Genomic DNA, 26,133 nt, shown 5'->3' on the forward strand with positions numbered 1-26,133 from the left:
CGACCTTCCCCGCCCCCTGTCATGGCAGCGCATGAGCCAAGACGGCCACACCGGATCCGAAGTCGTAGCCCGCATGGAGACCGTGTCGTTCGACAACGGCATGGTCGTGGCCACCGGGTCCATGCTCGACAGCGGCGAATACAGCGGCGTGATCGAGCTAATCGAGGCTGGGGTGATCGGCCCGAGCCTGGACCTGGACGACATGGAGTACGTCGTAGACGACGATGGCCGTGTCGTGATCACGAGAGGCCGGATCGCGGGGGCCACGCTCGTCGCCATCCCGGCCTTCGCTGACGTGTCAATCACCCTCGACCCGCTGCCCGCACCGCCTGCGGAGACGGAGCCCGAGTGGGACGCGTACGACGAGCCAGTGCGTGCGGCGTATGAGCCTGCGTACGCCGCACAGCTCGCCTCGTTCGCCTCGACGGCCACCGCGCAGCTGGCGCCCGCGCAGGTGCTCCCCCCGCTGGAGTGGTTCACACGTCCGGACCTGGACCGCCCTACCCCGCTCACCGTGTCCAACACGGGCCATGTATTCGGGCACATCGCAACCTGGGACACCTGCCATGTTGGGCTCCCCGGCTGCGTCACTCCGCCCTCGTCACAGACTGGCTACTCGTACTTCACGCTGAATGAGCAGCCCACTGCCGACGGGGTCACGGTGCCTGTGGGAACTCTTACCGTGGGCGGCGGTCATGCCGACCCCCAACTCGGATTCCGGGCCGCTGCGGCGCACTACGACGACGTTGCTGCGGCGGTCGCCAAGGTCTTCGCGGGTGAGGACGAGCACGGTATCTGGGTGGCCGGATGGATGCTGCCTGCGGCCGATCCGCTGCGTGTCGAGCAGTTCAAGGCGTCCCCGGTGTCCGGGGACTGGCGACGGATCGGCGGATCACTGGAGCTGATCGCCGTGTGCTCCGTGAACACCCCCGGCTTCCCGGTGCCGCGCACGCTGGTGAAGTTCGCGGCCGGAGCCCAGCGGACGCTGATCGGCACTTTCGGCCCCCTGCGCGGGCGCGTAATTGAGGGCACCGAACCGGCACCAGCCGCCCCGGTGTCCGAGCCGGAGAAGGGCCCCGACAGCACCGAAGCCCGCACCAAGTGGGCGCGGGCCCTGTGGAACGAGAGGAACTGATCATGGCTTGTGGCACCTGCGGCCGAGCCGCATCCAACGTCGACTACGAGGTCAAGCTGAACAGCGGCAAGACCCAGACCGTTTCCAGCATCGCCGAGGCCCGCATCCTCATCGCGCAAGGCGGAGGCGGAACCTACAAAGCCGTCCCTAAGAAGTAGACGGGGACAAGCCCCCACTTACGCGCTACCCTGTCCACAGCCTTACGGGTGCTGAGCTGAGAGCCGGCCCGGAGACGTGACAACTCACCGATCCGCGCCGACTCCCCACAGGAGCAGCACCATGCCCACCGAGCCCAACACCCCCGAAACCGAGCAGTTCGACGCTGCCGCGCTCGACGACGACGCCCTGTACGCCGAGTACGGACGCATCCGCGAGCGCGGCGCCGAACTCTCCTCCAAGACCGACCTCACCGCCGAGGAGATCACCGAGTTCACCGACCTCGGCGACCGCGTCGACACCGTCCGCACCGAGATCGAAACCCGCCAGACCCGCGCCGCCGAACTGGCCGCGCGACGCGAGACCTTCGGCGCGCTCCCCGACCTCACCCCGCCGGCCGCCCCGCAGCCCCCGGCCGCGCCCGAGACGCCAGCTGCCCCGGCTGCCGAGCCGACCGCGCCGGCAGCGGCAGCTGCGGTTCCGTCCGTCGCCGAGCTGGGTGCGCAGCCCCCGGAGCCGCCGGTCGTCCTCGGCCGTGAGCGCCCGCGCGAGTTCTCCATCGTCCTTACCTCTGACGGCGCCGCCTCCGTGGGAAAGAGGTATGGGGAGGAAGTCACTGTCTTGGACGTCTCCAACGCCGTCGCAAAGTCGTTCTCCTCCTATGGCCGCGCCGGCGGCGGCCAGAGCAGCAAGCGGACCCTCGCGCAGTTCACGCGCGACCGCGGCGCTGACTTCAAGCTCGGCGGCGGCGAGGAGGCGGACTACACGGCGATCGAGCGGGCGCGGAAGGAGTCGCGTCTCGACGGCGGGTCGCTCCTCAAGTCGTGGTCCGGGCAGGTCACCGAGGACGCGAACAGCCTCACGGCGGCCGCCGGGTGGTGTGCACCGTCGGAGAACCTCTACGACACGTGTGGCCTGTGGTCGATGGACGGCATGCTCGACCTGCCGACCCTCACCGCGACGAGGGGCGGCTTCAACTACGCGTCGAACCAGCCGACCTACGCAGACCTCCAGGCCAGCACCAGTTTCACCGTGCTGACCGAGGCCCAGGTCATCGCCGACACCGCGAAGTCGTGTGCCGAAATTCCCTGCCCGACGTTCACGGACGCCCGCCTCGACGTCGCCGTGTCCTGCATCACCGCGTCGTTCATGCAGATGGCCGGGTACCCGGAGTGGGTCAACAACTACGTCGACGGGCTCCTCACCAACCACGCCCACAGGCTCAACGGGAACATCATCGCCCGCATCGCCACCAAGGCCGGCGCCGCGACAGTGATCCCCGCGCAGGGAGCCACCCCCGCGCCCGGCTCAGGCCCGGACTCCTCGGCCACCGCGTCCCTTCTGTCGGCGCTGGAGGTCGCCGCGACGGACATGCGGTACCGCGAGCGGATGCCGTTCTCCCAGACCTTCGAGGTGATCCTCCCGGAGTGGTCGCTCGCGCAGATCCGCGCGGACCTGTCCCGCCGCAACGCCTACCCGAACGACCCGTTCGCGATCACCAACCAGATGATCGTGTCCTGGTTCACCACCAGGAACATCCGGCCGCAGTTCGTGTACGACTACCAGGACGCCTACGCGACGACCCCCGCCACCGGACTCCCCGGCGGCACGACCGCGCTCACCGCGCTCCCCGTCACGGTGAACTTCCTGATCTACCCGGCCGGGGCGGTCGTTCTCGCCCGGCAGGACGTCGTCACCCTCTCCTCCGTGTACGACGCGGCGAACCTCGCTCAGAACCTGTTCACCCGCCTGTTCTCGGAGGAGGGCTACCAGCCCATCTACCCCTGCGGCTCCATCCGCCAGTACACCGCGCAGCTCTGCCCCTCCGGCGCCACCGGCGCCCAGGTCTGGACCTCCTGCGCCGTCCCCGCCGCCGCAGCCTGACCCACCCCTCTGACCGGCGGCCGGGCCCCGTCCCTGGCCCGGCCGCCACTCACATCAGAAGGGAGGGACCATGGCAATCCTCACCAACCCCCAACTCGTCGAGGCACCTTCGCCCGGCCGGTTGCGGTATGGCGTGTTCACCGCAGCCCGCGTCACGGATGACCTCGACGACCGCACCGTCGCATCGGGCTTCCAGTTCCCGGCGGAGGACTGCGGTGTCGCGCGGCTGTACGACGCGAACTGCGACACCCACCCGGACAAGGTCTTCGATGAGGGCCTCGGCTACGTCGCCGGTGACCCGTACTGGGTGTACGCCACCCACAAGTGCGGCTCAGTGGGCCGTACTCCCCAGGAGGTCGAACGGACCGTCCGGCGCAAACTCGCCGGCGCCGAGCAGGAGCAGGTGGAAGCCGCGATCTGGGGCGGCACATCACCGCCCGTCGATCCGGCGCTGACCACTACCGCCGGAGTCGTATCCGTCACCCCTGACGGGCCGGGCGCTGGTGCGGCGATCGCCGCCCTGGAACAGAGCTTTTACGACGCGTACGGGTACGTCGGGACCATCCACATCAACACCAGGGCGTACGCGGCCCTCGCATACGCCGAGCTGATCAGCGACAGCCCGTCGGCAGGCGTCCTCACCACGCCGCTCGGCTCTCAGTGGTCGATCGGAGCCGGGTACGGCGTCACCGGCCCGGCTGGCGCTGCCCCGGCAGTTGGTTCGGTATGGGCGTTCATGACACCACCGGTGTGGATCCGCCGCATGCAGCGGCCGATCGTCCCGGACGTCGTACAGACGATGGACCGAGTCCACAACCAGTACCTCGCGTTGGCGGAGCGGGTGTACGCGCACACGTGGGCGTGCCCGATCGTCCACGCCGTGCAGGTGCCCGTCGCTGCCCCGGCCGTCGTCGACATCACCCCACCGGCGGCATGACCCCATGGAGACCCTCATGAGTGACACCAGCAGCCGGGTGGTCCCGCCACCCGGGGAGATCAAGGAAACCGCGAAGCTCCTGCTGGAGCTGGCCGACGACCCGCAGGACGTCCTCACCGTCGCAGGCGGCGCCGAGTTCGTTGTTCCGGCCGCGCTGGCCGACGCCTACCACGACAAGGTCAGCGCCGCCGGGAAGCGCCGCACCTCCACCCCGAGCAGGAAGGGCGGCGCCTGATGCCTGCCATCTGTGGAAGTTACGCCCGCGGCAAAGCCATGCGCCTGACGCGCCTGGACGAGTGCGGTACACCGGTACCGGGCCCGACTGGCACGCTGGTCACCAAGGGCTTCGTGTCCGTCGGCATGACGCCGAACTACCAGGACCCCGAGGAAATCACGCAGCCCGACGCCAACGGTGACCTGTGCATCGACGACCAGGGTCGTCCGGCGCTGCGCTGGGTGGATCTGACGGTGGTGCTCTGCAACATCGACCCGGAGGCGCTGAACATCATCACCGGTAACCCGCTGGTGGTGAACGACGCGACGCCGACCCCGTCGTCCGTGGGCTGGCGCCTCGACTCCGACCTGACCGGAACCGCCAACTTCGCGCTGGAAGTGTGGTCCGGGAAGACCGGCCAGTCCTGCGGGACCGGTGGCCTCGAATACGGCTACTGGCTGTGGCCGTTCGTGGTGCAGGCCCGGATCGGCGAGGCGACCATCGCGAACGCCGCGCTCACCCTGACGCTGACCGCGCGGACGAGCACCGGCTCCGGCTGGGGTGTCGGCCCGTACGACGTCATCAAGTCCGCGGTCACGCCGTTCGCGGAGGGACCGCTCCTCACCGCGATCGGACCGGCCCAGCACCAGCACTTCGAGGTCACTACCGTCGCCCCGCCCACCCCTGCCTGCGGCGCCGTAGCACTGGCGTCCTGACCACGTCCGGACCCGCCGCGACTTCCCTGGCGGCGGGTCTGGGCCCTGCGCGAGGAGCGTGAGATATGCCCGCATGCGACTGGACGTTGAACACGTCGTGCTGCCCCGCCTGGTCCGGGTACGACGAGGCGGTACAGGCGGCTGCCACCGCGTGGGCAATGGGCATCCTCGACTCACTCACGGGCCACCAGTTCGGCCAGTGCCCCGTCACCGTCCGCCCCTGCGGCCCCAAGTGCGCCAACTGGGGCGGCTACATGACGTTCCCCGTCACCCGGGACGGCTACCTCCGCGGCAACGGCATGCCGTGGATGCTGCCGTACATCGACGGCGCCGGGGCGTGGCGGAACTGCACGTGCGCGGGCACCTGCTCGTGCCGGGCGCGCTGCGAGGTGCCGCTCCCGGGCCCAGTGGAGGCGGTCGACGAGGTCCGTGTCGACGGACTGGTCCTCGACCCCAGCGCGTACCGGGTCGACAACGGCTCGCTGCTGGTCCGCACGGACGGGGAGTGCTGGCCACAGTGCCAGGACATGGGCCTTCCGGTCACCGCAGAGGGGGCGTTCGCGGTCACGTACCGGCGCGGCCTGCCCCTTCCGCCCGCCGGCCAGATCGCGGCCGGGGAACTCGCCTGCGAGTTCGCCAAGGCATGCGCCGGGGACTCCTCGTGCGCCCTGCCGCAGCAACTTCAGTCCCTATCCCGGCAGGGCATCAACGTCCAAGTCGTCGACCCCCAAGCGGTGCTCTCCGAAGGGATGACGGGCATCGCAAACGTCGACCTGTGGATCCGCAGCGTGAACCCCAGCGGGAAGCGGCAGCGCTCCCGCGTCCACTCGCTGGACATGCCGGCCACGAGGTGGATGTCATGAGCGTCCCCGGAGACCTCGCGCAGCAGCTCCTCACCTGCTTCCACGCCGAGCTGGACGCCGGCCCGGCGCCGATCCCCGCGGACAAGGTGTGCCTGCGCGCGGGCGAGACGATCCCGATCAGCGCGGGCACGGCGGAGAACGAGGCGTGCGGCCTGGCGTGGGTGCGGATCGTCGGCATCGCCCCGGCGCAGGTCCTCATCCCTGGCGGCGCGGACTCCGAACCGAACTGCTCGGCCTCCGCGTGGCAGGTCGAGTTGGAGATGGCCGCGGTCCGCTGCCTGCCGTACGGGACGGTCGCCGCGGGCCCGTCGTGTGATGAGTGGACGGCGGCGGCGCTGCTGATGGACGCAGACGCGGCGGCCATGCGCCGGGCTCTGTGCTGCTTCACCCCTGTCGTCAACGACAACTGGCCCGTGGCTGCTGCTGCTCCGGGCGCGTGGGTGCCGCATGGGCCGGAGGGCGGCGCGCTGTGGTCGACACAGTCCGTCGTCGTGACCCTCGACTGCTCGGAGTGCTGAGAGATGACACGGAAAACGACGACGAAGCAGACCCGTATCCGGGTCCTCACCTCGTTCAACGGCATGGTCCACGGCGACGAAGCCACCGTCGACCTGGACGAACGTGTGCAGGGCTGGATCAACGCAGGGCTCGTGAAGGAGGTGGATGGTGGCGCGGATCAGGCTGGACCGGGCGGCGCTGAACAGGACGATCCGGGGAGCGAACCGGCGCGAGCTGGAGGCCGCCGGCCGTCAGCTTCTGAACCGGGCCCGGATCTTGGCGCCGGTTGATACAGGGCGCCTCCGCGCGAGCCTGCGCATGGAGTACCGGCGGTCGTTCACCCTGCGCCCCATGGTCACCGTCGGATCGGATGTCGAGTACGCGCCGATGGTCAACGACGGCACCGGTCCGCACATCATCCGACCGCGCCGCGCGCAGGTCCTTCGCTTCGTGATCGGCGGCCGGGTGGTCTACGCGAAGGTCGTCCACCATCCCGGCACCCGCGCCCGGCCCTTCTTGGACCAGGCGCTTCGAGAGACAGCCGCAGCACGCGGATATTCGTTCAGACAGGGATGACACACATGAACACGCTGGACATCACCACCCAGATCTCCGACGGCACGCCCCCTGCGCAGACTGTTCCGCAGCCCGAGCGGGTCGAGCTGCCCCGCAACTTCGTCTTCGCCGGCAAGACCCTCCGCGGAAAGCGCGTCACCGAAGGACAGCTCGTCGCCATCCAGATGGCCAAGGACGACGGCACCGAAGCCCTTTTCGCCGCTGTCCGCACTGTCATCCGCACGGCCGTCGGCGAAGCCAACTGGACATGGATGAACGAACAACTCCTCATCGGCGCGGTCGAGTTCTCTGAGATGACCAACGTCCTCACCCAACTGTCAGGCGCCCCGGCCGATGCCTGACCCCTACGCCGCGATCTCCCGCAGCCCCGCCACGGTCACCGTCGCAGGACACCTCGTCACGATTCCGCACCGCCCCGCAGGCGCCTGGCTGGCAGCGCTCGCCGACGCACGGCCCTCGCTCGCACTGATGCGGGTAGCGGACGGACCCTCCCGGGCGTGGCTGATCGGTCAGCTGGCCGCCGGAGACCTGCCGTGGGACATCGCGGCGCAGGGCTCATACGACGCGCTCACGGCGGCAGGCGGCCGGCCGTGGTGGGAGACGCACCGGCTGCTGTCGCTCAGCGTCGAGCCGTCCACGCTCGGGCATCTGGTGCTGGCCGGGCTCGATCCGTGGGCGCGGTCGACCGGTGAGTGGACGGCGGCGGTGTACACGCTGCTGACCCGTCACGCGAAGCCGGAGGAGGTCTTCAAGTTCGACTCTCAGCTGGGAGCGCCTCCGCCCGGCTTTGAGGACCACTGGGACGACGACACCGACTTCGAGGCCATGGCAGCCGCCGCCCGCAACATGCCTGGCATGAACTGAAAGGAGGTGAACATCCATGGCGTCAGAGGCTGAAGTTGACCTCATCATCAACGCGACCCGCGCGCTTCCCGAGCTGGAGCGCGACCTGTCGCGCATCGTTACCATCGCTGAAAACGGCGCACCCGACGTCGACGTACAAGCCGCCCTCGACCTCACCCAGAGCCTCAACCGTCTCACCCGCGACCTCGACCAGGCCGTTGCCAGCGCAGCGGCGGGCGCGAGCGACATCGACCTCGACGCCGTCCTCGACCAGCAGCAGACCCTCAGGCAGCTCCGGGCAGACCTCAACCGCGTAACTGCCGCGGCAACAACCGGAGCCTCCGCCGACCCCGTATCACTTCAAGGCGTCCTCGACGGAGCCCAGACGCTGCGCAATGTCCGCGGTGAGCTCCAACGCGTCGTTGCTGCGGCGCAGCTGACCGCTCCGGACATCACCATCGACGTGGATGTCGACGACGCGCCCCTGCGCCGCCTCGACGACACCACCGGCCGGCTGGGGCGTACCGCACTCGGCGCGCTGGGATCCATCGGCGGCCTGGCTGGCAGCCTGGGGACGGCCGGGGCCGCTGCGGGTTCCGCGGTGCCTCTTCTGGCCGGCGTGGTGACTGCGGTGGAGAATCTGTTGCCGGCCGCTGCGGTGGCGACGACGGGGATGTTGGCGCTTCAGTCAGCGTCGGGAGCTGTGCAGCTCGCCATGGTCGGGGTGTCGGAGGCCATCGAGACTGCTTTCGATCCGGATGCGACTCCGGAGGACCTCGCGGCGGCTATGGAGAAGCTCGCGCCGGAGGCACGCGCGTTCGTCACCGAACTCCAGGGCATGCGGAAGGAGTTGAACGGTCTCCAGCAGGGGGTGCAGGACCGCTTCTTCGCGGGCTTCGACGATTCGCTGAAGCAGTTGTCCACGTCGGTCCTTCCGGCAGTCCAAACGTCTTTGAATGCCAGCGCCGTGTCCCTGAACCGTATGGCGTTGGGGGCGTCGTCGGCGGCGGCGACGCTGGGCTCGTCGGGTGTTTTGGGGACCGCGCTCAAGAGTGCGAACGCGGGCCTGGCAGATCTGGAGAAGATCCCCGGGCAGGCTGTCACCGCGTTCGGGCAGCTCGCTGCGGCGGCTGGCCCGTCCTTCGAGCGGATCACCACGGCGGCGGCTGGGCTTGCGGACAAGGTCTCGGCGTCTCTGTCCCGCGCGTTCGCGTCGGGCGCCTTGGAGGACGCGATCGACGGCGCGATCGACCTGATCGCACAGCTTGGCCGCATCGCTGGAGACGTTTTCACGATTCTCGGGAACGTCCTGTCCGCCGCTTCCCAGGACGGCGAGGGCCTCTTCACTATGCTGGAGACCATCACCGGTGCTCTCGCCGATGCCACCGCGTCGAAGGGGTTCCAGGACGCGATCGGCGCACTGTCCGACGTGATGGCCACGGTGGCGAGCACCGTGGCGCCGCTTCTGGTGCAGGCTCTCGCGATCCTGGGTCCGGTAATCACTGCGCTGGCGCCGCCGGTGGAACAGCTTGTCGAGCTGATCGGGCAGCAACTCGGGAGAATCCTCACTGAACTCGGGCCCGTGCTGCTGTCCCTTGCGGAGGCGTTCGGTGAACTCATTGTCGCCGTGTCCCCGTTGATCACCTTGGCCGGTGATTTGATCGTCGCGCTGCTGCCCGCACTCGTCCCCCTGTTTCAGGCACTCGGTGAACAGATCGCGATCCTTGCGCCGTTCATCGCGCAGCTCGCGGAAAACATCGCCAACCAGCTCGTTCCAATCCTGGAATCCATCACCCCCATCCTCGAAGAGCTTCTGCCGCAATTCGCGCGCATGGCTGAGGAAATCGTGCCGGTCCTCACACAGGTACTGATCAACCTTGCCCCGTCCCTGCTGGAGATCAGCACTGCGCTCGCAGAACTCCTCATCGAACTGGCCCCGCTGATTGCAAAATTCCTGGAATTCCAGGTCCTGATCCTCAGCACTGTCATGCCCGTCATCGCGGACCTCGCACGCATCCTGACCGCACTCTTCGGAGGCGCACTCCGACTCACAGCTGACACACTGCGCAACGTAGTCATCCCCGCAATCCGGCTGGTCGCGGATCTCCTCAACGGAGATTTCCGGGGCGCACTGAACAACGCAATCCTCATCGTGAACAAAATGATCGGCACCGCCGTACAGGGCTTCAGCAACCTGAAATCGCAGATCACCACGATCATGGTGTCGATCGTCGCCACCATCGCCGGACAGGCCACTCAAGCAGGCCAGCGCCTCGTGCAGGGCGTCATCCAGGGCATTACTAATCTCCTCTCGCGGGTGCGTGCACTCCCAGGCCAGATCCGCGGCGCAGTCGGAAACCTGTCGGGCATTCTCTTCGCAGCCGGACGGTCCCTGATCTCGGGCCTCATCAGCGGTATTCAATCCAGAATCGGATCCCTCATCAGCACCCTCGGCAGCATCACCAGCCGCCTGCCTGATTGGAAGGGCCCCGAGGATTTGGACAAGCGGATCCTGATCCCCGCAGGCCGGTCAATCATGGACGGCTTCATGAAGGGCATCAGCGACTCCATCCCGGAATTGCAGCGGCAGCTCGGCGACGTCACCGTGGCCCTCCCCGGATTCCTGCCCACACAAATCGACTCGGCCCGCATCACCCGCCCCCAAGTCGCCTACACGCCGCCGCCGGTGTACGTGACCATCGGCAACGAGGCCGTCGACCGGTACGTCGACGTACGCATTGACCGCTCGAACCAGACGCGAGACCGCGTCATCGCGCAAGGGGTGCGTTTCTGATGACCGATCCCTACATCGTCCTCTCGGTCACCTGGACCGGCACAGCAGGCACCCAGACCACCGGAGACATCTACCGCTCCAGCATCAGCGCGTCGGGCCCGTGGACGTTCCTCCAGACCGTGCCTCTGCTCGGACAGCGCGCCGTGTTCTACGACACCGGCGCCCCAATAGGCACCCCCATCTGGTATCGAGCCATCGGCCACCCAGGAACCGGGCAGGAGCTGTTCGCGGGCCCGGCCCAGCTGCCGCAAGAAGGCTCGGTGTGGGTCAAGGACCCCCTGCGCCCATGGGCAGACCGGCCGTTCGACTTCTGCGCCGGCGGCACAGAGGGGCACGCCGAGGGCTGCTCGACACCGAACCCGGAACGGGTCTGGGTCGGCTTCGGCGACCGCAACCGCGAACCCGACGCAGGGCTCTTCGACCGCACCGGCGCCGAGACCCCTTCAGTCGTCTGGGCACGCCGCAAGAGCCACGAGGGCACCTTCACCTTCATGACCCGCACGCTGGCAGCGAAGGACGAGGTCTACGACCTGCTCACGGCCGGCGGCCCGCTCATGCTCCAACTGCCTCCGGAGTACGGGCAGAAGGACCTGTACGTACAGCCGGGCACGGTGAAGGAGGCATACCTCTATCAGGACCAGCGGCGCCCTCACCGGCTGTGGACGGTCCCGTACACGGTGGTCGACGGGCCTGTCGGCCCGAAGCAGGGCTCGGCGTGCGCCAACTGGTGCGCAGTCGAAAGCACCTTTCCGACGTTCGGGGACATGACTGCGGCGGCGGGCACCTACCAGGACTTGGCGGCCGGGACGCTCGTGTGCGGGTCCAGTACGGACGGCTACGGCGATGGGCTGTACGGCGATGGAATCTACGGAGAGTAGAAAATGATCACTCTGCCAGTTATCGGTACCCCCTCATGGGGCAGCCCCTTGAATTTTGCGTTGGCGGCCCTCGCGCACTCCGAGTTCCAGGCGAACGACCACGGCCTGCTCGCCTGGACGTACGACATCGCCCAGGTCAGCACCTCGGCCGCGCCGACATCGGGAACGATCCGCCTGATCAAACTGCCGTCCCTGGTGCAGTCGGTGAGCATCACGTCCGTGGCCCTCCACGTGAACACCGCCGCGAGCGCAGGTGTGGTCGGGCAGAACTTCGTGGGCCTGTACTCCTCGTCCGGCACCCGGCTTGCCCAGTCCGCTGACTGCACCGGCGACTTCGCCACCAGCGGCGCCAAAGTCATCCCACTCACCGCGCCATACGCAGCCGCCCCGAGCCGCTACTACGTCGCGGTCCTCGCCAACGCCGGGACCCCGCCGGTGCTCGGGCAGTCGTCTTCGTCGGCGAGCACCGTGGGCAACTTCAACCTCGCGACTGGGTCCGCGCGATTCGCGAACGGTCCGGCCGCTCAGACGGTGCTGCCCCCCACGATCACCATGACCGGTATCACGCCGTCGGCCAACGCCACGTGGGCTGGTATCGCCTGATGCGACCGACCTCGGACCTCTACCGGCAGACGCTGGCCCGGCCTCACCAGGTGGTTTTTCATGTCACCTCGACGGACATTGCCGGGGTGCCGCTGACGGTGGACTCGCTGGGGGCACCGTTGCTGCGGGATATTCCGTTCTCCAAGGGGTCGGTGACCGCGTCGATGACGAACCGGGTGACCAGGACCGCGACGCTGACGTTGTCGGATGACTGGTACCCCCGTACTCCGACAGCGCCGTTTGCACCGGAAGCGGCTGTGATTCGCATCAGCGGTGGCATGAAGTACGGCGACGGCACCGAAGAGGTCTTCCCGCTCTTCACCGGTCGGGTGTACGACGTGACCCGCACCCAGGATGGAACCGTGACCGTCAGCTGCGACGACCTCGCGGCGGACGTGATCGGCTACCAGCTCGAACAGATCTGGACCGTCCGCAACCGCACATCGGTGCTCGCGGAGATCCAGGCGCTCATCCGCGACGCCCTGCCGTCCGCCGCATTCGCCGTCGGCGACGCCGTGGATGCGCCGGTCCCTGAACTCAACTGGGACAAGGACCGAGGGTCGGCACTCGACAACTTGGCGCAGGCCCTCGGCGCCCGCTGGTACGCCCTCGGCGACGGTTCCTTCACCGTCAACCGCCTGCCGTACACCATCCCCGCAGTGCCGCCGCTGGTCATGCAGGACGGCCCCGACGGGACGATCAGCGGAGCGCGCATCAGCCGCTCCCGCGACGGCGTCGCCAACAGCGTGACCGTGATCAGCGAACGGACCGACGGCACCAACCCGGTACGGTCCACGTCCCGCAACACAGCCTCGGGCTCGCCCACCCGGTTCGGGGACCGCTTCGGACGCGTCGCCCAGGTCATCCAGGTCCAGACGCCGCTGACGCAGGCCGAGGCCAAGACGTTGTCCTTGGCGCAGCTCGGCGCCTCGATCGGTCTCACCGAACAGTGGGACGTCACCTGCGTCCCTGACTACGCGCTTGAGCCCGGGGACGCCATCCGCTGCATCGTCACCGGACAGGGCACCAACGAGCGCCTCATGGGTGACCAGATCATCGACCGGATCACCTACCCGCTCGACACCACCACCGCGCAGACCCTGGCCGGACGCGGCCCGGTCCCGCCCGACCTGTCCTGAAAGGGGGAACGTATGAAGCAGACACCCAACCGCAGTTACCCGTACCCGGAGTGCGAGCCGCCGGTACAGAAAGACGCCTCGGACATCATCCAGGTGAAGCAGCTGGCGGACGCGGTCAACACGGATGTCCAGACGCTCCGCAATCGGATCTCCGACGAGATGGCGTACCCGGACTGCGCCAAGATCTTCGCCAACGGGATTGTGACGACCGAGACCGACTTCAACGTGGTCTACACCAACTTCTCCTGGAACAACCGCTCCGGACTATGGGATGCGGCACGAGGCGGCTTCACGATCCAGCGGTCCGGCTGGTATCTGGTCATGGGCTACGTTTTCGCGACGTCCACCCTTCAGCTGCATCTGCGCTCCCGTCTCACGTTGGACGGCGCGCCACGGGGCAACTGGCAGGGCTACAGCCGCAACACGACGGGCATCGCGTCGCAGGCGCAGCAGTTCTTCTACAGCCTGCATCTGGACCAGGGGGACTTCCTCACCAACCAGATCCGCCACGCCTTCCCCGGTACGTCGATCACGTTCGGCTCCCGTATGGAGCTGGTCAGGATCGTGGCCGGATGACCAACCAGACCCCCATGCTCGTCGCCGCGGCGAATGGCCCGTACGCGCAGGTCCGCACGGGCACCGTGAGCGGCGTCTCCGACACCGCGCTGCGCGTCAACGTCGGCGGCACCACCATCACCGCCTCGTACCTCATCGGCTACCAAGCGGCGGAGGGAGACCTCGTTCTGCTGCTCCGGCAGGACGCCTCGTGGTGCGTCCTCGGCGCGTTGGCCGGCGTGGGCTCCAACGAGGTCGTGAACCCGTCTTTCGAGGACAACTCGGCCGAGATCATCAACTGGACGACGTACGACGTGTCCGGGACCTCGTCCATCACCCTCGTCGGCCCCGTAGACAGCGCACCCGACGGCGCCTTCTACGTCAACGCCGCCACCGACGGAACACCGGCCACCGCGCTGCTGTACTCCGACCCCATCCCCGTCACGACGGGCGACGCCTTCGCAGTGTCCGTGTACGTCTGGGGCAGCTACGTCGCCGACGCCCCCGAGACCGCCGACGGGGATCTGCTCGCACTGTGGTTCACCACCCCAACGGACCTGTACCCGACCACCTCGTCCGCAGACACAGTCATCGCCAGCGCGGTGGACGTGCCGGCCGCGCCCCCGTTTTCGACGTTGTCGGGTTCGCTGACGGCGCCGGTGACTGGCTATATGCGGGTCGCGCTCCGCTCGACGACGAGTGCGGACGCGTCCTTGAACTGGGACCTGGCCGTAGCAAGGAGGACCTGATGCCGCAGAACACGTCCCGGGGTTACCCGTACCCGCTGTACACAGACCCGCAGAACCTGCTGGGTGACATCCAGGCTCTGGCGACCGCGATCAACGACGACGTAGCGGTGCTGGACGCGGCCCGGCTGGCAGCCCTGGACGAGCCGACCGTCCGCGTGGGCAGCTCCACCAACCAGAGCATCCCCGGGTCCACGGTGACGCCGCTGACGTGGTCCGCTGCCTCGTACGACAACACGGGCATGTGGTCCGCGAGCACCCCCACGGTGATCACATTCACCGTCACCGGGATCTACCTGCTCTCGACCAGGCTTGAGGTCGCAGTCAGCGGCACCGCGACCGAGGTCGGCACGTACACCCAAATGGTCACGACCGGCACCTTCGGGCCGACACCAGTCGCACAGTCCCTCCGCATGTCCCAGACCGGGCCCACACGCCCGGACCTGTACGCCATCTACTACGTGGCCGCCGTCGGCGAGACCCTCGGCGTCAGCTTCTTCCACGACCACACCACGGCCAAAACGGTCGGCGCCCGCAACCTGACCGCCACCCGCATTTCGATCATTGGAGGACTCCCGTGACGACTATCCCCGAAGACGCGTGGACCCCGGGCCCCGAAGAGTCCGGCCCAGGGCCGGAGCCCGAGACCCCGCCGGAGCCGGACCCCACCACCGGCGTCGGCATCCCCGGCGACGACCCGCAGAACCCCCCGCCGCCCGAGCCCGACCCGCCTACGCCGCCGGACAACGGCGAGGAGACCCTCCCGGGCCCTGGAACAGGGACCTGACATGCCGGCCACGACATCGCGGGGCTATCCGTACCCAGTGCCGAGCGATCCGGCGGACGTCCCGCAGGCCCTGGGGGACCTCGCAGGGGCGATCGACGGTGATGCGCAGACGGTCTACAACGGGATCAGCTCCCGGCCGAGTGCGAAGGCGGTGGGGCAGACCACGGCGAAGTACAACAACGTCGTGTCCGGAAGTCTTCGCGGGCTGCCGTTCGAGTACTTCGACTTCAACATCGGTGGCGCTGCTGTCTCCGACACCCAGTTCTACCGGGTGATCCCGAAACTGCCGGGCTTTTGGATGGCGTTCGGCGCCGCATCGTTCCCGAAGCCGGCGGGCGGGGCGAGTGCGATCCATACGGCAATCGTGCTGCTGCTCAACGACTCCCAGGTCATCAGCCGGTCGGGGATCAACGGGAACACCTTGGCCGCTGATGGGACGGCGCAGCTGGTGACGTCCGGGGGCGCCTTCTGCAACGGGACCACCGACTACTTCAATCTCGTGTGGACGCCCACGCATACGTCGACGATCCCGTCTATCACGGTCAACAACCGGAATCTGACGCTGATCCGCATGACGCAGAGCTGACGGTGCTCCCCGCCTATGCAGGGACGTGAACGCCCCCTGCTCTGGCCCCACAGGGCTGGAGCAAGGGGCGCTTCCTCTGTTCGGCGCGGCTACTCGTCCGGCGCCGGGTGCCGTACGCGCCTTTTGAGCGCCTGCTCCACCTCATACCGGTTCTGCCCTGCCGCCTCGGCGTGCACGGTGATGGCGGCCTGGACAGCGACCGCGGTGTCCACGGTGAGCGCTCCGGCCTGCTGTTCCTGCCAGGCTCTTTCTTCGAGCTTGATCAATTCGTCAGTAAGTTCGATTGCCACGCCCGGAGCTTAGATCACCACTCGCCCGGCGAACCGAAGACTCGACCGCCATAGACTCGCGCCATGATCCGCGCAGTAGTCCTCGACATCGGAGAGACAATCACCCGCGATGATCGGTACTGGGCATCCTGGGCCGACTGGCTCGACATCCCGCGGCATACCGTCTCTGCGCTCGTCGGCGCCGTGGTCTCCCAGAGCAGGGACAACGCCGACGCCCTCCGGCTCATCCGCCCAGGCATCGACATCGCCGCCGAATACGAAGCCCGTGAAGCCGCCGGCCGCGGCGAGCACCTCAACGAATCCGACCTGTACCCCGACGTACGGCCTGCCCTGGCAAGCCTCCAGGCGCTCGGTATCCGCGTGGTCATCGCAGGCAACCAGACCGTCAAGGCGGGACAGATGCTGCGCGGCCTCGATCTGCCCGTCGATCTCATCGCCACCTCGGACGAGTGGGGCACCGCGAAACCGGACCCGGAGTTCTTCGCGCGGGTCCTTGACGCGGCCGGGGCGCTCGCGTACGAGACGGTGTACGTGGGAGACCACCCAGCGAACGACATATTCCCCGCACGGCAGGCAGGTCTGCGCACTGCCCATCTGCGGCGCGGCCCGTGGGGCTACCTGTGGGCGGATGCCCCGGAGGTGATCGAGGCAGCAGACTGGCGGATCGACAGCCTCACAGGCGTGGCCACGGCCATCGCACCCTGATCATGGAAACGACCTCGCCCTAACGGAGGAGACGGGGCCGTTCCCATGTCAACCGCCAGCTGACGGCGCTACGTTCGGAGTGACGCCCCGAACGGAGACCAGTATGCCCACGCCCTACGAGCGGGGGGTAGGCCAGCGTATCGCCTACTACCGCAGTGTTGTTCGCCCAAAGATGACCCAGCAGCAGCTCGCCACCGCAGCCTGCCTCGCCCTCGGCACCATCCGCAAGATTGAACGCGGAGAGCGCGGTGTCGGCGACAGCGCCCTCGACGCGATCGCTGGCGCCCTCGGCGTCGATCCGTCCCGGCTGCTCGACGACCGGCGCCCCCACACCCGTGTACACGAGGCGCTGCCCGCCCTCTCCGCAGCGATCGCCGCCTACGACCTCCCCGACGACGGCCCGGTCCGCCAACTCCACGAACTACAGGCCGCAGTCGCCGAGACGACATCCTGGCGCCTGTCTGCCCAGTATCTGAAGATCGCCCGCCGCGCGCCGAACCTTCTCCCCGAACTGACCCGCGCCCTGCACTCCGTCCCGTCAGAGCAGACGCCAACGGTGGCCTCACTCCTTGTCGCCGCATACCGAAGCGCAGACGCGGTCGCCTACAAACACGGAGCCAGGGACCTGTCAGCACGCCTCATCGAGCTGATGCGCTGGACAGCACCCCAGGCCGACAACCCGCTGATCGACGCCGGGGTGAGCTACGTCCGTACAGAGACGTTCTTCGCCGCCCGCGCCCACACCCAGGGACTACGCGCCCTGGAGAAGGCCATCGACACCAGCCCCACACCAGACACCCCGCCAGCAATCGCCGCCCGCGGAGCCCTACACATGCGCGCTGCCGTCATCGCTGGCCGGGCCCGACGTCACGATGCGGCAGACACCCACCTCGACGAGGCGCGGACCCTCGGTGACTCAATCGCCGAAGGCGTCTACCAGGGGACCGCATTCGGGCCCGACAGTGTCCGCATCCACGAGGTCAGCGTTGCCGTGAGCCTCGGCGACGAGCACGTGCAACGGGCATTCGACGTCGCCGCCGAATGGGCACCCCCCAAGAACCTTCCAGCCGAGCGCCGATCGGGTTTCTATGTGGAGCTGGCCCGCGCACAGCTGTGGGGCGGCCTCGCCGACGACGCGTTCGAGTCTCTGAAGGTAGCCCGGCGGATCGCCCCCCAGCACACCCGCGAGCACCCGTGGGTACGCGAGGACGCGGCAACTTTGCGCCGTCTGAAGCGGGCGGACGCTGAGTCCCTTACGGGCTTTGCCGAGTGGTGCAACGCCACCTGAGCAACTACCCCTGGGTACCCCTCACTGGGGTACTTGTGGCCCTTGCCGTACTCCACCATCTGTCTCACCTGCACGAATGAGACAGAGGAGCGGGCATGGTCGAGGAATCACCGACGCTCGTAAAAGGGCACGTCAGCGTCGCGCGGCTGCACGGCGAGGCGTGCTTCCACTGTGGTGCCGTGACGAGGCCGCTCTTCGCGCACGGTCACATCACGCTTGCTGGGACGGGCCGTGTCTGGCCGGTCGTCACCTGCGGCTGCTCCGCAGGCGGCACATCATGATGCCGCTCGTGTTCATTTACGACCGCCACGCCACGGAGCATCGCGCCCCCTTGGACTTGCGCCTTGACGGATGCCGGAACTGGGCAGAGCTCCACGGCTGGGAGATCGCGGGCATCTGGCTCGACCTCGGCGACAACGCGCTGACCGACGGGCGCAGGCCGCAGTTCGACGGCCTGTGTGGCGCGATGGCGCTGTACGCGGGCAGCCGTGAGGTTCTCTGCCTCGTCCACACCTGGGATCGCCTCACCCGCACCGGCGCCCTTCCCGGGTACCTGCGCCGGGTGGCGGCGGCCGGCGGGTACACGGTCACCGGCCTTGGCGAGGACGACCGCCAGGCGCTGGCCGCCGAGGGCCTTACCGCGCATGCCGGATCCACGGGACAGTCATGAGGCCCGCGGAAGGGAGACCCGCAGGAACCTCCGGGGGAACCACCAGCGCCATCCTCGTCGTCCCGCCGGAGGTCCAGGCGCCATATACCGACGCCCTCGATCACGTCGCGCAGTGCGGAGAGTGCAGCGCCCTCCGCGACTGCCCGACCGGCACCCGTCTGCGCCAGACCGCACGGGAGGCACGATGACCCGCTGCCCCGGCGGAAGCCACGACTTCCCTGTAGAGGACGAGGACGGCGCCCGCTGCGAACCGCACGGCATCACCCTGCTGTGGAACGGTGCCCCCATCACGGAGGACGACCTCCCCTCGGAGCCCGGTGCCCTGGCCCCGTGCGGGCCGTGCATGGCGGCCCGCATGTTCGAGCTCAGCTCTCCGCACCGGTGCATGGGCCTGAGCGTCGCGCGCGCCCTGGTCACCGGGATGGCGGTGTCGGAGCCCCAGCCCTGCCCCTGTGACTGCGGCACCGCCGAGCTCCGGAGCGAGGGGCCGTGACCATCCGACTCCAGCTTGACCCGACAGCTACCGGCGCACTGGGCGCCTGCTTCATGTGCGCCCGCAATCATCTCGCCGTGGTCACGGTCGGCGTGCTCACCCACACCGGCGGCCCCGGCCACCAGGCCACCGAAATCCCGCTGGACGCCTGCCGCGCCTGCGAGGGGCAGCTGCTCCTGCTGCTCGCCGACACCCAGCGGAGCCTAGTCCGGCCCTACGTAGCGGCCGGGCACCCCCATTGACCCCCGCCCGGCCGCTCAAGCAGCCAGGACGGGTCCACCAACCAGAGCAGCCCGAAGGGACGAACGAATTGTTCAATCGCACGGTCGGCACCGCTGGCGCCTCGGATGGGGTGTCTGCCCGCAAGGACAAGTCATCGAAGACAGCGACACCGGATGCGGCGGGGAACCGCGCGGAGCGGCGGGCGGCCGATAAGGCGGCCAAAAAGAAGAAGTAGGAGCCGCCCGCCGCTGACCCCCGCCCCGGCCGACACATCCCAGCCAGGAGCACGACCGGAGCGGGTTCCACCACCCATCCACCAGAACAGGAGGCACCTATGAGTATCACCACCCAGGCGCCCGCCACACGGGACGCCCGAGCCCTGCTGACGGACGAGGAGTTCACGGCCGTCGCAGGGACCGTCCAGCGCAACAACCCCGGCATGGAAGAAACCGTTGCCCGGAGCATCACCGAGGAGGCGCTGAAGTTCGAGGCGGCCTGCGCCGCTCACCCCCGCGCGCGCCTGAAGCCCAGCCGCGTGGTGGATGAGGGCTGGCACGCGCTGATCCTCCACACCCGTATCAAGGCCCGACTTGCCGAGTGCCTCGGCATCTTCGTGCACCACGTGCCCGAGCCGCCGGACACCAGCCGCCACGACCCCCACGCCCTGGCCCGCACCCAGGACGCCATCAGGGCCGCCGGCTACACCCCCGAGACCGCAATGTGGGCCGGCCCCAGCAACGGCACCATCCCCGTAGCAGCCGACTGCGAGCACTCCCCGCCGCCGCCGGAAAACACCTGCAACGGCGACTGCTCCAACACTGGCCCGAACTGACGTCTCATAGCGCTAGCCGCCCCGGCGGCCCTACCGTCAGAGAATGGAGAACGAGTCCGACATGGGCGAGTGGATCGACCCGCGATATGCCGAGGTGGTGGCCCGCTACCGGACGGCGAAGTCTGCGGCCGGGGAACCGAAGCGACGCGGGGGATGGCGGAAGAGGCCGTACGGTGACTCGTTCGTCGTCGTGGTCGACCCGGCGACTCTGACCCCCTACACGACGGGCCGCTGATTCCTGCTCCGGCTGGCGTTACGGCGCCGGCCGGGGCTCCTCCCGCACGAGGTGCGCGAGGGGCACGCCGATCGCGTCGGCAATCCGGATCAGCGTGTCCAACAGTGGGCTCGCGTGAGCCTGCTCAATCCGGTTGTACTGCGCGAGAGTCATATCAACACGGAGCGCCACGGCCTCCTGCGTCAGGCTCGCGGCCTTCCGGGCGGCGCGGATCTGGTCACCGATCTCCCGGCGGCGGGCAAGTACCCGCTCGGTGGGCGGCGGTGACGATGGCACTCGTCAACCGTGATCCGATCATGATCACGTGTCTTTACGCTCAAGCATAATTTTTCCCGGTCCACCGTTCGCTCTTGATATTCCTGCACCCTGCACCCAGCCTGGACCGGACGCATTGACTCCACGTCAGCGGGTGCCACCTCATCCGCCCTTACCCATGGTGACCCATGCCTCAGAGTGACGATCCTCTCCGACCGCCCCTCACAGCAGCGCAGGCCAGCAGAGTCGAGTTCGCCCAACGCGACCTCGACGACGCGCGCAGAGCCGACCTCGCTGCACTCCCCGCAACCGCCCTGATCTTTCAAGTGGAGCGACTTCGTGGCCGCCTCGACGACATTCTCCGCCTCCTCGAAGACATCACCGGTACCCCTAAGTAGACTTGTTGTGCGAGAAGTCGATGATGCCGATGGCACGGCCGTCGTACTTGCAGGGGATGAACTGCCCGTGGTCGAGGTTCGGGTTCATCCGGGTCTCGGGGTCGATGAACCAGGTGCGCAGAATCCGCGCCGCGTGCTCCGCGTACTGCTTCTTGCCCGTGTAGTACCAGGCCAGGCTGAGCGTGGTGGTCGAGTTGAAGACGTTGCCGATGTCGGGGCGGTCGGTGCCGGTGTCGACCTCGGGGTTCCGCTCGCCGTCGCGCTGGACGTACGGGCAGCCCCAGGGGTTGGCGTCGGTCTTCGGCTGTGACGGCCACCAGTACGGGGCCTGGCTGAGATAGTCGTGCGGGTCACCGCTGGGGGCGGGCTTCGGCTTGTCGGTGACGGTCCAGGGCCCCTTGTCGAGCCATGAATCCGCCTTCGCCGTAAGGGACTTGACTGCCGCGCGGAGGTGGGGGTCGCCGCGGTCGAGGGCGATACGGGCCTGCCGCATCCGCTTGCCGTCGATCACCACGGTCTGCGGAGCCACGGGATCCGCGCGGTGTTGGCCGGAGGGCTGGGCCGCGAGAGGGGACGCGGCGAAGGCCACTGCCGGGACGAGTACGGCGACGACGGCGGTCATGACGGCGAGCATGACGGCCGGACGCCGTCGGATGGATCCGCTCACTGGGCACTCCTATCATGTACGTGAACGTAATTCATGAACGAGGCCGTGTGAGCGTAGAGGCGACCGGTATCGCTGACAATGATCTGCGCACAATTCATGGATGGGGACGACCATCACCAACAAGAACCATCACCGAGCAAGCGACACCCGCCGCCGCGATCCGGTCCGGATGCATCCCTCCGCTTGCCGACGTCCCCCTGGCGGCCGGAAAATTATCGTACGGAGCTCCAAAAGTTGAGCCCTCAACAAGTCAGTGCCATACGGTAGTTGTTCCGCCGTTCGCACGAAGGAGTGCACACATGCCGGTCACACTCGGTCTCGGTCTTCCGCAGATGAAGCAGTACGACATCGGCCGCGATGTGCCCACCGTGGCACGAGCCGCGGAGGAGGCCGGATACGAGAGTCTCTGGGTCTTCGAACGGGTCCTCTTCCCCGAGCCCGCCACCCAGGGGCTGTACGGGGTACCGGGGCTGCCCTGGCCCGACCATTACCGGAGCGTCGCCGACCCGCTGATCACCCTCACGCTGGCGGCCGCCGCCACCGAGCGGGCCCGGCTCGGCACGAGCGTCCTGGTCGCGCCCCTGCACGTACCGTTCCAGCTGGCCCGTTCGCTGGCCTCGCTCGACGTCGCGAGCGGCGGCCGGGTGATCGCCGGCCTCGGCACGGGCTGGTCGCTCGACGAGTACGCCGCCGCATCCGTCGCCCCGTTCGAGAAGCGCGGCGCGGTCCTGGACGAGTTGCTCGACGTCTGCGCGGCCGTCTGGGGACCGGACCCGGTCTCGTACGAGGGCGAGCTGACCACCATCGCGCCGTCCGAGGTCGGCCCCAAGCCGGTCCGTCCCATCCCGGTCTATCTGCCCGCGAACAGCCCGCGCGCCACCCGGCGCCTGGTGGACCGGGCGGACGGCTGGGTGCCCGTCGCCATGGGCGCGACGCAGCTGACGGAGCAGTGGCAGCGGGTACGGGAGCTGGCCGCCGAGCGCGGCAGGGAGCGTCCGCTCGACGCCTGTGCGCGTGCCAACGCGCTCTACAGCGCCAAGCCGTTCGAGGGCGAGGGCCGGCAGCCCTTCCAGGGCAGTGTGGCGCAGATCGTCGAGGACCTGGTGGCGCACGCGGAGTCGGGGGTACCGGAGATCATGGTGGACCTCCAGACCACGACGCGTGACGCGGCGGAGCTGGCCGACGTGGCGGCCGAGGTGTACGCGGAGGCACGCGCGGCGGGCGTCTGACGGAGACCGCGACGGGGCCCGTTCCCCCTCCCCGGAGCGGGCCCCGTCGCCGTCAGTCCTCGGGCAGTTCGACCGGCGCCAGCTCGTCGTACAGATCACCGGGCCCCGGGTTCGTGGCGTCCGTGGCACCCCCGAAGTGGCTCATCACGCCCCACACCGCGTTGAGCGCGGTCTGAACGGCGCCCTCCGCCCATCCCGCGGTCCACGAGATGTCGTCGCCCGCCAGGAAGATCCCCCGTTTGTCGGCGGGCAGCCGGTCCTGCATGAAGTGGGTGAACAGCCGTCGCTGGTAGCGGTAGTGCCCCGGCAGATTGGCCTTGAACGCGCCCATGAAGTACGGCTCGTTCTCCCAGGAGACGGTCACGGGGCTGCCGATGAGGTGCTTGCGGATGTCCACCCTGGGATAGATCTCGCGCAGCGAGCTCAGCATGACCTCCATCCGCTCCTCGGCCGAGAGCGGCAGCCACTTGAGACTGTCGTCGCACCAGGTGTACGAGAGACAGATGACGGCGGGCCGGTCGGGGCCGTTGTCCAGCAGATACGTGCCCCGGGTCATCCGGTCGGTGAGCGTCATGGACATCGTGTCGCGCCCGGTCGGCACGCCCCGGTCGTCCACGGCCGGGTCCAGCCAGAACGGCCGGTCGACCGGCACGAACAGCTTGGACGACTCCATGTAGTGGGTGCGTTCCATCGCCGTCCAGTGGTCGATCGGGAAGAGCGACTCGTCACAGGCGATCTTGGAGAGCAGCAGCCAGGACTGCGCGGTGAAGACGGCGGCGCGGTAGGTACGGATCCGGCCGGAGGCATCGGTGACGGTGATCCGGTTGCCCGAGGTGCGGTGCAGCCGGGTCACGGCCGGCAGCGGCGCCCCCTCGTGCAGCGACGACAGTGAGGTCCCGGCCGGCCAGTGCGTGATCTTCCGGGGCTCGTCCTCCCACAGCCGCAGCGGCAACTGCTGACTGCCGCCCACGATGGAACGGTGGTGGTCGTCGGCCTCGGTGTAGACGACCCGCAGGATCTCCAGGATGGAGTTGGGGAAGTCGGTGTCCCAGCCGCCGGTGCCGAAGCCCACCTGGCCGAAGATCTCCCGGTGGCGGAAGGATGTGAAGGCCGGGGAGTCGCAGAGGAACCCGTAGAAGGTCTGATTGTCGAGCTTCTCGACCAGCCGCGCCCAGATCTCCCGGATCCGCGGCACATCGCGCTCGCGCAGGGCGCGGTTCATGTCGGAGAAGTCCGCGCCCTCCTCCAGACAGGTGGTCCAGGCGTCCATCACCTCGCGGTAGACCGGCGGCAGATCGTCCACGGTCTTCGCGTAGTGGGACTCGCCCTTGAGGTCGACCACGGTCGACGGGGTGCCCGGGGCCAGCGGATTGGGGAACGGCCTGGTCTCCAGACCCACCAGATCGATGTAGTGCCGCAGCGCGGTGGAGGAGGGCGGGAAGCGCATCGCGCCCATCTCGGCGGTCAGTTCCGGGTCGCAGCCCTCGAAGCCGACCGTACGCAGCCGCCCGCCGATCCGGTCGGCCTCGTACACGGCGGGCTTCAGACCCATCTTCATCAGCTCGTACGCGGCGACCACGCCGGAGAGCCCGCCGCCGATGACGGCGACCTCGGCGCCGTGCTCGGCCGCGGGTATCTGGCCCAGCCCGGCGGGGTGCGCCAGGAAGTCGTCGTACGCGTAGGGGAAGTCCGGTCCGAACATGGTGATCGGGGGCTGGGCGCCGACGGGGTGCGCGTCGGTGTGCTGGACGGCGGTGGGCACCGTGGACGTCATGGGGTACGGACTCCTTGCGGGTGCGGCGGGTGCGCGGCGGGTACGGCGTACGGCGGGTACGGCCGGTACGAGGGCGGGCGCGAGCGGCTCGGCGCGGGCCGGCTCAGCAGTGGTCGGCTCAGCAGTGGTCGGCTCAGCAGTGGTCGGGTCGGACGAGCGAGGTGTACAGCCCGGGGCGACGGTCCCGCAGATACGGATTGGCCGCGCGGGAGGCGCTCAGCAGGTCGCCGTCCACCTCTCCGAGCACCAGTTCCTCGCTCCGCCCCGCGCGCGCCCGGACAGCTCCGTCGGGGCCGGCGAGACAGCTCAGCCCGACGAACTCGAACTCGCCCTCCTGTCCTGTCCTGTTCACATACGCCACATACATCTGGTTCTCGAAGGCCCGGACCGGCACGACGGATTCGGCGACGAACTGGAACGGATGCATCTGGGCCGTGGGCACCAGCAGCAGATCGGTACCGGCCAGGGCGTGCGACCGTACGTTCTCGGGGAACTCGACGTCGTAACAGATCATGATCCCGATCCGCAGCCCGGCCAGCTCGGCCTGGACGACGGGCCGCTCCCCCGGGGTGAACCACTCGCGCTCGAAGCCGCCGTAGAGATGTGTCTTGCGGTAGTTGGCGAGCCGCGTGCCGTCGGGGCCGATCAGCTGCGCGGCGTTGTAGATCCGCTCACGGTCCCGGTCGCGGTCGCACTCGCGGTCGCACTCGCCACCGCTCTCCCCGTCGCGTTCGCCTTCCCGCCCGGGGCCGTACCCGGAGTCGCGTTCGGGGTAGCCGTACAGCACCGCGAGTCCATGGCGTACGGCGATCTCGGCGACGGCCGCGGCCCCCGGGCCGTCCGCGGGCTCCGCCAGCCGGGGCACCTGGTCGCCGACGGCGTAGCCGGTCAGGAACATCTCGGGGCAGACCAGCAGCCCGGCGCCCGAGGCGGCGGCACGGGCCGCCGCCTCGTCGAGCACCTTGAGGTTCCCGGCGACGGAACCGGGTCGGCCGGAGCTCTGAAGCAGGGCGGTGCGCAGCGGCGGCATGGCTGACCTCGGGCGGTGCGAAGGGGGGCGCGGGGGAGGGCGCGGGCGACGACATTGACGCTACGGTCCGGCCGCCGCCCCGGACAAGACGCGACCGTTGCGCGCGGACCACCGATCCATTGCGTGCTCGGCGGC

General features: G+C 68.7%; 32 protein-coding genes and 1 pseudogene. 28 read left to right on the forward strand and 5 right to left on the reverse strand.

Annotated elements, in window-relative coordinates; genetic code table 11:
- The first annotated feature begins 31 nt into the window (after positions 1 to 31).
- From ACIRQP_RS14995 to ACIRQP_RS15090, 20 genes are all read left to right on the forward strand, one after another.
- Positions 32 to 1,135, forward strand: a complete 1,104-nt coding sequence (locus ACIRQP_RS14995) for a hypothetical protein (protein ID WP_403888961.1) — start codon at positions 32 to 34, stop codon at positions 1,133 to 1,135.
- A 2-nt stretch (positions 1,136 to 1,137) separates the two neighbouring features.
- Complete coding sequence (locus tag ACIRQP_RS15000; RefSeq protein ID WP_403888964.1) at positions 1,138 to 1,293, forward strand: hypothetical protein; 156 nt, start codon at positions 1,138 to 1,140, stop codon at positions 1,291 to 1,293.
- Positions 1,294 to 1,414: 121 nt separating this feature from the next.
- On the forward strand, positions 1,415 to 3,175 hold the full coding sequence (locus ACIRQP_RS15005; RefSeq protein ID WP_403888967.1) for a major capsid protein: 1,761 nt from the start codon (positions 1,415 to 1,417) through the stop codon (positions 3,173 to 3,175).
- 70 nt (positions 3,176 to 3,245) lie between these two features.
- Entirely contained in the window at positions 3,246 to 4,112 is an 867-nt protein-coding gene (locus tag ACIRQP_RS15010) for a hypothetical protein (RefSeq protein ID WP_403888970.1), read from the forward strand.
- A gap of 16 nt (positions 4,113 to 4,128) precedes the next feature.
- Positions 4,129 to 4,347 (forward strand): hypothetical protein, encoded by a 219-nt coding sequence (locus ACIRQP_RS15015; RefSeq protein ID WP_403888973.1) that lies wholly within the window; start codon positions 4,129 to 4,131, stop codon positions 4,345 to 4,347.
- On the forward strand, positions 4,347 to 5,042 hold the full coding sequence (locus tag ACIRQP_RS15020) for a hypothetical protein (RefSeq protein WP_403888976.1): 696 nt from the start codon (positions 4,347 to 4,349) through the stop codon (positions 5,040 to 5,042). Before ACIRQP_RS15015 ends, ACIRQP_RS15020 begins: the two co-directional genes overlap by 1 nt.
- Positions 5,043 to 5,107: 65 nt before the next feature.
- On the forward strand, positions 5,108 to 5,905 hold the full coding sequence (locus ACIRQP_RS15025) for a hypothetical protein (RefSeq protein ID WP_403888979.1): 798 nt from the start codon (positions 5,108 to 5,110) through the stop codon (positions 5,903 to 5,905).
- Positions 5,902 to 6,423 (forward strand): hypothetical protein, encoded by a 522-nt coding sequence (locus ACIRQP_RS15030; protein WP_403888982.1) that lies wholly within the window; start codon positions 5,902 to 5,904, stop codon positions 6,421 to 6,423. Before ACIRQP_RS15025 ends, ACIRQP_RS15030 begins: the two co-directional genes overlap by 4 nt.
- A 145-nt stretch (positions 6,424 to 6,568) precedes the next feature.
- On the forward strand, positions 6,569 to 6,979 hold the full coding sequence (locus ACIRQP_RS15035) for an HK97 gp10 family phage protein (RefSeq protein ID WP_403888985.1): 411 nt from the start codon (positions 6,569 to 6,571) through the stop codon (positions 6,977 to 6,979).
- Positions 6,980 to 6,984: 5 nt separating this feature from the next.
- Positions 6,985 to 7,320: a hypothetical protein gene (locus ACIRQP_RS15040; protein ID WP_403888988.1), complete on the forward strand. Its 336-nt coding sequence runs from the start codon at positions 6,985 to 6,987 to the stop codon at positions 7,318 to 7,320.
- Positions 7,313 to 7,843, forward strand: coding sequence for a hypothetical protein (locus tag ACIRQP_RS15045; RefSeq protein ID WP_403888991.1), 531 nt, complete (start codon positions 7,313 to 7,315; stop codon positions 7,841 to 7,843). The genes ACIRQP_RS15040 and ACIRQP_RS15045 overlap by 8 nt, the downstream gene beginning before the upstream one ends.
- A gap of 16 nt (positions 7,844 to 7,859) precedes the next feature.
- Positions 7,860 to 10,616 (forward strand): hypothetical protein, encoded by a 2,757-nt coding sequence (locus tag ACIRQP_RS15050; RefSeq protein ID WP_403888994.1) that lies wholly within the window; start codon positions 7,860 to 7,862, stop codon positions 10,614 to 10,616.
- A complete protein-coding gene (locus ACIRQP_RS15055) occupies positions 10,616 to 11,494 on the forward strand; it encodes a hypothetical protein (RefSeq protein WP_403888997.1) in 879 nt (292 codons plus the stop codon). Before ACIRQP_RS15050 ends, ACIRQP_RS15055 begins: the two co-directional genes overlap by 1 nt.
- A 3-nt stretch (positions 11,495 to 11,497) precedes the next feature.
- Positions 11,498 to 12,097 carry a hypothetical protein gene (locus ACIRQP_RS15060; protein ID WP_403889000.1) on the forward strand — a complete coding sequence of 200 codons (600 nt, stop codon included), beginning with the start codon at positions 11,498 to 11,500 and terminating at the stop codon, positions 12,095 to 12,097.
- On the forward strand, positions 12,097 to 13,236 hold the full coding sequence (locus tag ACIRQP_RS15065) for a DUF5047 domain-containing protein (protein WP_403889003.1): 1,140 nt from the start codon (positions 12,097 to 12,099) through the stop codon (positions 13,234 to 13,236). Before ACIRQP_RS15060 ends, ACIRQP_RS15065 begins: the two co-directional genes overlap by 1 nt.
- Positions 13,237 to 13,248: 12 nt before the next feature.
- The gene (locus tag ACIRQP_RS15070) at positions 13,249 to 13,812 is read left to right on the forward strand and encodes a hypothetical protein (protein WP_403889006.1); all 564 of its coding nucleotides are present in this window, start codon (positions 13,249 to 13,251) and stop codon (positions 13,810 to 13,812) included.
- On the forward strand, positions 13,809 to 14,540 hold the full coding sequence (locus tag ACIRQP_RS15075; RefSeq protein ID WP_403889009.1) for a hypothetical protein: 732 nt from the start codon (positions 13,809 to 13,811) through the stop codon (positions 14,538 to 14,540). The genes ACIRQP_RS15070 and ACIRQP_RS15075 overlap by 4 nt, the downstream gene beginning before the upstream one ends.
- Positions 14,540 to 15,118 carry a hypothetical protein gene (locus ACIRQP_RS15080; RefSeq protein ID WP_403889012.1) on the forward strand — a complete coding sequence of 193 codons (579 nt, stop codon included), beginning with the start codon at positions 14,540 to 14,542 and terminating at the stop codon, positions 15,116 to 15,118. Before ACIRQP_RS15075 ends, ACIRQP_RS15080 begins: the two co-directional genes overlap by 1 nt.
- A complete protein-coding gene (locus ACIRQP_RS15085) occupies positions 15,115 to 15,324 on the forward strand; it encodes a hypothetical protein (RefSeq protein WP_403889014.1) in 210 nt (69 codons plus the stop codon). The genes ACIRQP_RS15080 and ACIRQP_RS15085 overlap by 4 nt, the downstream gene beginning before the upstream one ends.
- Before the next feature lies 1 nt (position 15,325).
- On the forward strand, positions 15,326 to 15,910 hold the full coding sequence (locus ACIRQP_RS15090; RefSeq protein ID WP_403889017.1) for a hypothetical protein: 585 nt from the start codon (positions 15,326 to 15,328) through the stop codon (positions 15,908 to 15,910).
- An 89-nt stretch (positions 15,911 to 15,999) separates the two neighbouring features.
- Here the strand turns inward: ACIRQP_RS15090 and ACIRQP_RS15095 are convergent, their stop codons facing one another.
- Positions 16,000 to 16,200 carry a hypothetical protein gene (locus tag ACIRQP_RS15095; protein ID WP_403889020.1) on the reverse strand — a complete coding sequence of 67 codons (201 nt, stop codon included), beginning with the start codon at positions 16,198 to 16,200 and terminating at the stop codon, positions 16,000 to 16,002.
- A gap of 63 nt (positions 16,201 to 16,263) precedes the next feature.
- Here ACIRQP_RS15095 and ACIRQP_RS15100 point away from each other — a divergent pair, with 63 nt between their 5' ends.
- From ACIRQP_RS15100 to ACIRQP_RS15130, 7 genes are all read left to right on the forward strand, one after another.
- A complete protein-coding gene (locus ACIRQP_RS15100; RefSeq protein ID WP_403889023.1) occupies positions 16,264 to 16,905 on the forward strand; it encodes an HAD family hydrolase in 642 nt (213 codons plus the stop codon).
- A gap of 103 nt (positions 16,906 to 17,008) precedes the next feature.
- Positions 17,009 to 18,193, forward strand: a complete 1,185-nt coding sequence (locus ACIRQP_RS15105) for a helix-turn-helix domain-containing protein (protein WP_403889026.1) — start codon at positions 17,009 to 17,011, stop codon at positions 18,191 to 18,193.
- A 280-nt stretch (positions 18,194 to 18,473) separates the two neighbouring features.
- Positions 18,474 to 18,863, forward strand: coding sequence for a recombinase family protein (locus ACIRQP_RS15110; RefSeq protein ID WP_403889433.1), 390 nt, complete (start codon positions 18,474 to 18,476; stop codon positions 18,861 to 18,863).
- 184 nt (positions 18,864 to 19,047) lie between these two features.
- On the forward strand, positions 19,048 to 19,356 hold the full coding sequence (locus ACIRQP_RS15115) for a hypothetical protein (protein ID WP_403889029.1): 309 nt from the start codon (positions 19,048 to 19,050) through the stop codon (positions 19,354 to 19,356).
- Positions 19,353 to 19,598, forward strand: coding sequence for a hypothetical protein (locus ACIRQP_RS15120; RefSeq protein WP_403889032.1), 246 nt, complete (start codon positions 19,353 to 19,355; stop codon positions 19,596 to 19,598). The genes ACIRQP_RS15115 and ACIRQP_RS15120 overlap by 4 nt, the downstream gene beginning before the upstream one ends.
- Positions 19,599 to 19,912: 314 nt before the next feature.
- On the forward strand, positions 19,913 to 20,410 hold the full coding sequence (locus tag ACIRQP_RS15125; RefSeq protein ID WP_403889035.1) for a hypothetical protein: 498 nt from the start codon (positions 19,913 to 19,915) through the stop codon (positions 20,408 to 20,410).
- Between the two features lie 43 nt (positions 20,411 to 20,453).
- Positions 20,454 to 20,645, forward strand: a complete 192-nt coding sequence (locus ACIRQP_RS15130; RefSeq protein ID WP_403889038.1) for a hypothetical protein — start codon at positions 20,454 to 20,456, stop codon at positions 20,643 to 20,645.
- Positions 20,646 to 20,663: 18 nt separating this feature from the next.
- Here the strand turns inward: ACIRQP_RS15130 and ACIRQP_RS15135 are convergent, their stop codons facing one another.
- Together ACIRQP_RS15135 and ACIRQP_RS15140 are read right to left on the reverse strand one after the other, a co-directional pair.
- The gene (locus ACIRQP_RS15135; protein ID WP_403889041.1) at positions 20,664 to 20,921 is read right to left on the reverse strand and encodes a helix-turn-helix domain-containing protein; all 258 of its coding nucleotides are present in this window, start codon (positions 20,919 to 20,921) and stop codon (positions 20,664 to 20,666) included.
- 381 nt (positions 20,922 to 21,302) lie between these two features.
- A pseudogene (locus tag ACIRQP_RS15140) lies at positions 21,303 to 21,932 on the reverse strand (alginate lyase family protein); the annotation flags it as partial.
- Positions 21,933 to 22,264: 332 nt separating this feature from the next.
- On the opposite strand from ACIRQP_RS15140, the gene ACIRQP_RS15145 reads away from it, so the two are divergent.
- Positions 22,265 to 23,194 carry an LLM class F420-dependent oxidoreductase gene (locus ACIRQP_RS15145; protein ID WP_403889044.1) on the forward strand — a complete coding sequence of 310 codons (930 nt, stop codon included), beginning with the start codon at positions 22,265 to 22,267 and terminating at the stop codon, positions 23,192 to 23,194.
- Between the two features lie 52 nt (positions 23,195 to 23,246).
- Here ACIRQP_RS15145 and ACIRQP_RS15150 read toward each other — a convergent pair whose 3' ends face one another.
- Positions 23,247 to 24,968: a flavin monoamine oxidase family protein gene (locus ACIRQP_RS15150; protein WP_403889047.1), complete on the reverse strand. Its 1,722-nt coding sequence runs from the start codon at positions 24,966 to 24,968 to the stop codon at positions 23,247 to 23,249.
- 133 nt (positions 24,969 to 25,101) lie between these two features.
- On the reverse strand, positions 25,102 to 25,998 hold the full coding sequence (locus ACIRQP_RS15155) for a carbon-nitrogen hydrolase family protein (RefSeq protein ID WP_403889050.1): 897 nt from the start codon (positions 25,996 to 25,998) through the stop codon (positions 25,102 to 25,104).
- Between the last annotated feature and the right edge of the window lie 135 nt (positions 25,999 to 26,133).

Source organism: Streptomyces sp. NPDC102274 (assembly GCF_044766385.1).
Lineage (GTDB): Bacteria > Actinomycetota > Actinomycetes > Streptomycetales > Streptomycetaceae > Streptomyces.

Bases quoted from the DNA above. Each gene is read 5' to 3' on its own strand.
- ACIRQP_RS15005 (WP_403888967.1), top strand. From the start codon at position 1,415: ATGCCCACCGAGCCCAACACCCCCGAAACCGAGCAGTTCGACGCTGCC.
- ACIRQP_RS14995 (WP_403888961.1), top strand. From the start codon at position 32: ATGAGCCAAGACGGCCACACCGGATCCGAAGTCGTAGCCCGCATGGAG.
- ACIRQP_RS15030 (WP_403888982.1), top strand. From the start codon at position 5,902: ATGAGCGTCCCCGGAGACCTCGCGCAGCAGCTCCTCACCTGCTTCCAC.
- ACIRQP_RS15155 (WP_403889050.1), bottom strand. From the start codon at position 25,998: ATGCCGCCGCTGCGCACCGCCCTGCTTCAGAGCTCCGGCCGACCCGGT.
- ACIRQP_RS15045 (WP_403888991.1), top strand. From the start codon at position 7,313: ATGCCTGACCCCTACGCCGCGATCTCCCGCAGCCCCGCCACGGTCACC.
- ACIRQP_RS15115 (WP_403889029.1), top strand. From the start codon at position 19,048: ATGACCCGCTGCCCCGGCGGAAGCCACGACTTCCCTGTAGAGGACGAG.
- ACIRQP_RS15020 (WP_403888976.1), top strand. From the start codon at position 4,347: ATGCCTGCCATCTGTGGAAGTTACGCCCGCGGCAAAGCCATGCGCCTG.
- ACIRQP_RS15065 (WP_403889003.1), top strand. From the start codon at position 12,097: ATGCGACCGACCTCGGACCTCTACCGGCAGACGCTGGCCCGGCCTCAC.
- ACIRQP_RS15145 (WP_403889044.1), top strand. From the start codon at position 22,265: ATGCCGGTCACACTCGGTCTCGGTCTTCCGCAGATGAAGCAGTACGAC.
- ACIRQP_RS15040 (WP_403888988.1), top strand. From the start codon at position 6,985: ATGAACACGCTGGACATCACCACCCAGATCTCCGACGGCACGCCCCCT.
- ACIRQP_RS15125 (WP_403889035.1), top strand. From the start codon at position 19,913: ATGAGTATCACCACCCAGGCGCCCGCCACACGGGACGCCCGAGCCCTG.
- ACIRQP_RS15070 (WP_403889006.1), top strand. From the start codon at position 13,249: ATGAAGCAGACACCCAACCGCAGTTACCCGTACCCGGAGTGCGAGCCG.
- ACIRQP_RS15025 (WP_403888979.1), top strand. From the start codon at position 5,108: ATGCCCGCATGCGACTGGACGTTGAACACGTCGTGCTGCCCCGCCTGG.
- ACIRQP_RS15130 (WP_403889038.1), top strand. From the start codon at position 20,454: ATGGAGAACGAGTCCGACATGGGCGAGTGGATCGACCCGCGATATGCC.
- ACIRQP_RS15075 (WP_403889009.1), top strand. From the start codon at position 13,809: ATGACCAACCAGACCCCCATGCTCGTCGCCGCGGCGAATGGCCCGTAC.
- ACIRQP_RS15015 (WP_403888973.1), top strand. From the start codon at position 4,129: ATGAGTGACACCAGCAGCCGGGTGGTCCCGCCACCCGGGGAGATCAAG.
- ACIRQP_RS15080 (WP_403889012.1), top strand. From the start codon at position 14,540: ATGCCGCAGAACACGTCCCGGGGTTACCCGTACCCGCTGTACACAGAC.
- ACIRQP_RS15010 (WP_403888970.1), top strand. From the start codon at position 3,246: ATGGCAATCCTCACCAACCCCCAACTCGTCGAGGCACCTTCGCCCGGC.
- ACIRQP_RS15105 (WP_403889026.1), top strand. From the start codon at position 17,009: ATGCCCACGCCCTACGAGCGGGGGGTAGGCCAGCGTATCGCCTACTAC.
- ACIRQP_RS15035 (WP_403888985.1), top strand. From the start codon at position 6,569: ATGGTGGCGCGGATCAGGCTGGACCGGGCGGCGCTGAACAGGACGATC.
- ACIRQP_RS15090 (WP_403889017.1), top strand. From the start codon at position 15,326: ATGCCGGCCACGACATCGCGGGGCTATCCGTACCCAGTGCCGAGCGAT.
- ACIRQP_RS15055 (WP_403888997.1), top strand. From the start codon at position 10,616: ATGACCGATCCCTACATCGTCCTCTCGGTCACCTGGACCGGCACAGCA.
- ACIRQP_RS15050 (WP_403888994.1), top strand. From the start codon at position 7,860: ATGGCGTCAGAGGCTGAAGTTGACCTCATCATCAACGCGACCCGCGCG.
- ACIRQP_RS15110 (WP_403889433.1), top strand. From the start codon at position 18,474: ATGCCGCTCGTGTTCATTTACGACCGCCACGCCACGGAGCATCGCGCC.
- ACIRQP_RS15000 (WP_403888964.1), top strand. From the start codon at position 1,138: ATGGCTTGTGGCACCTGCGGCCGAGCCGCATCCAACGTCGACTACGAG.
- ACIRQP_RS15100 (WP_403889023.1), top strand. From the start codon at position 16,264: ATGATCCGCGCAGTAGTCCTCGACATCGGAGAGACAATCACCCGCGAT.
- ACIRQP_RS15150 (WP_403889047.1), bottom strand. From the start codon at position 24,968: ATGACGTCCACGGTGCCCACCGCCGTCCAGCACACCGACGCGCACCCC.
- ACIRQP_RS15060 (WP_403889000.1), top strand. From the start codon at position 11,498: ATGATCACTCTGCCAGTTATCGGTACCCCCTCATGGGGCAGCCCCTTG.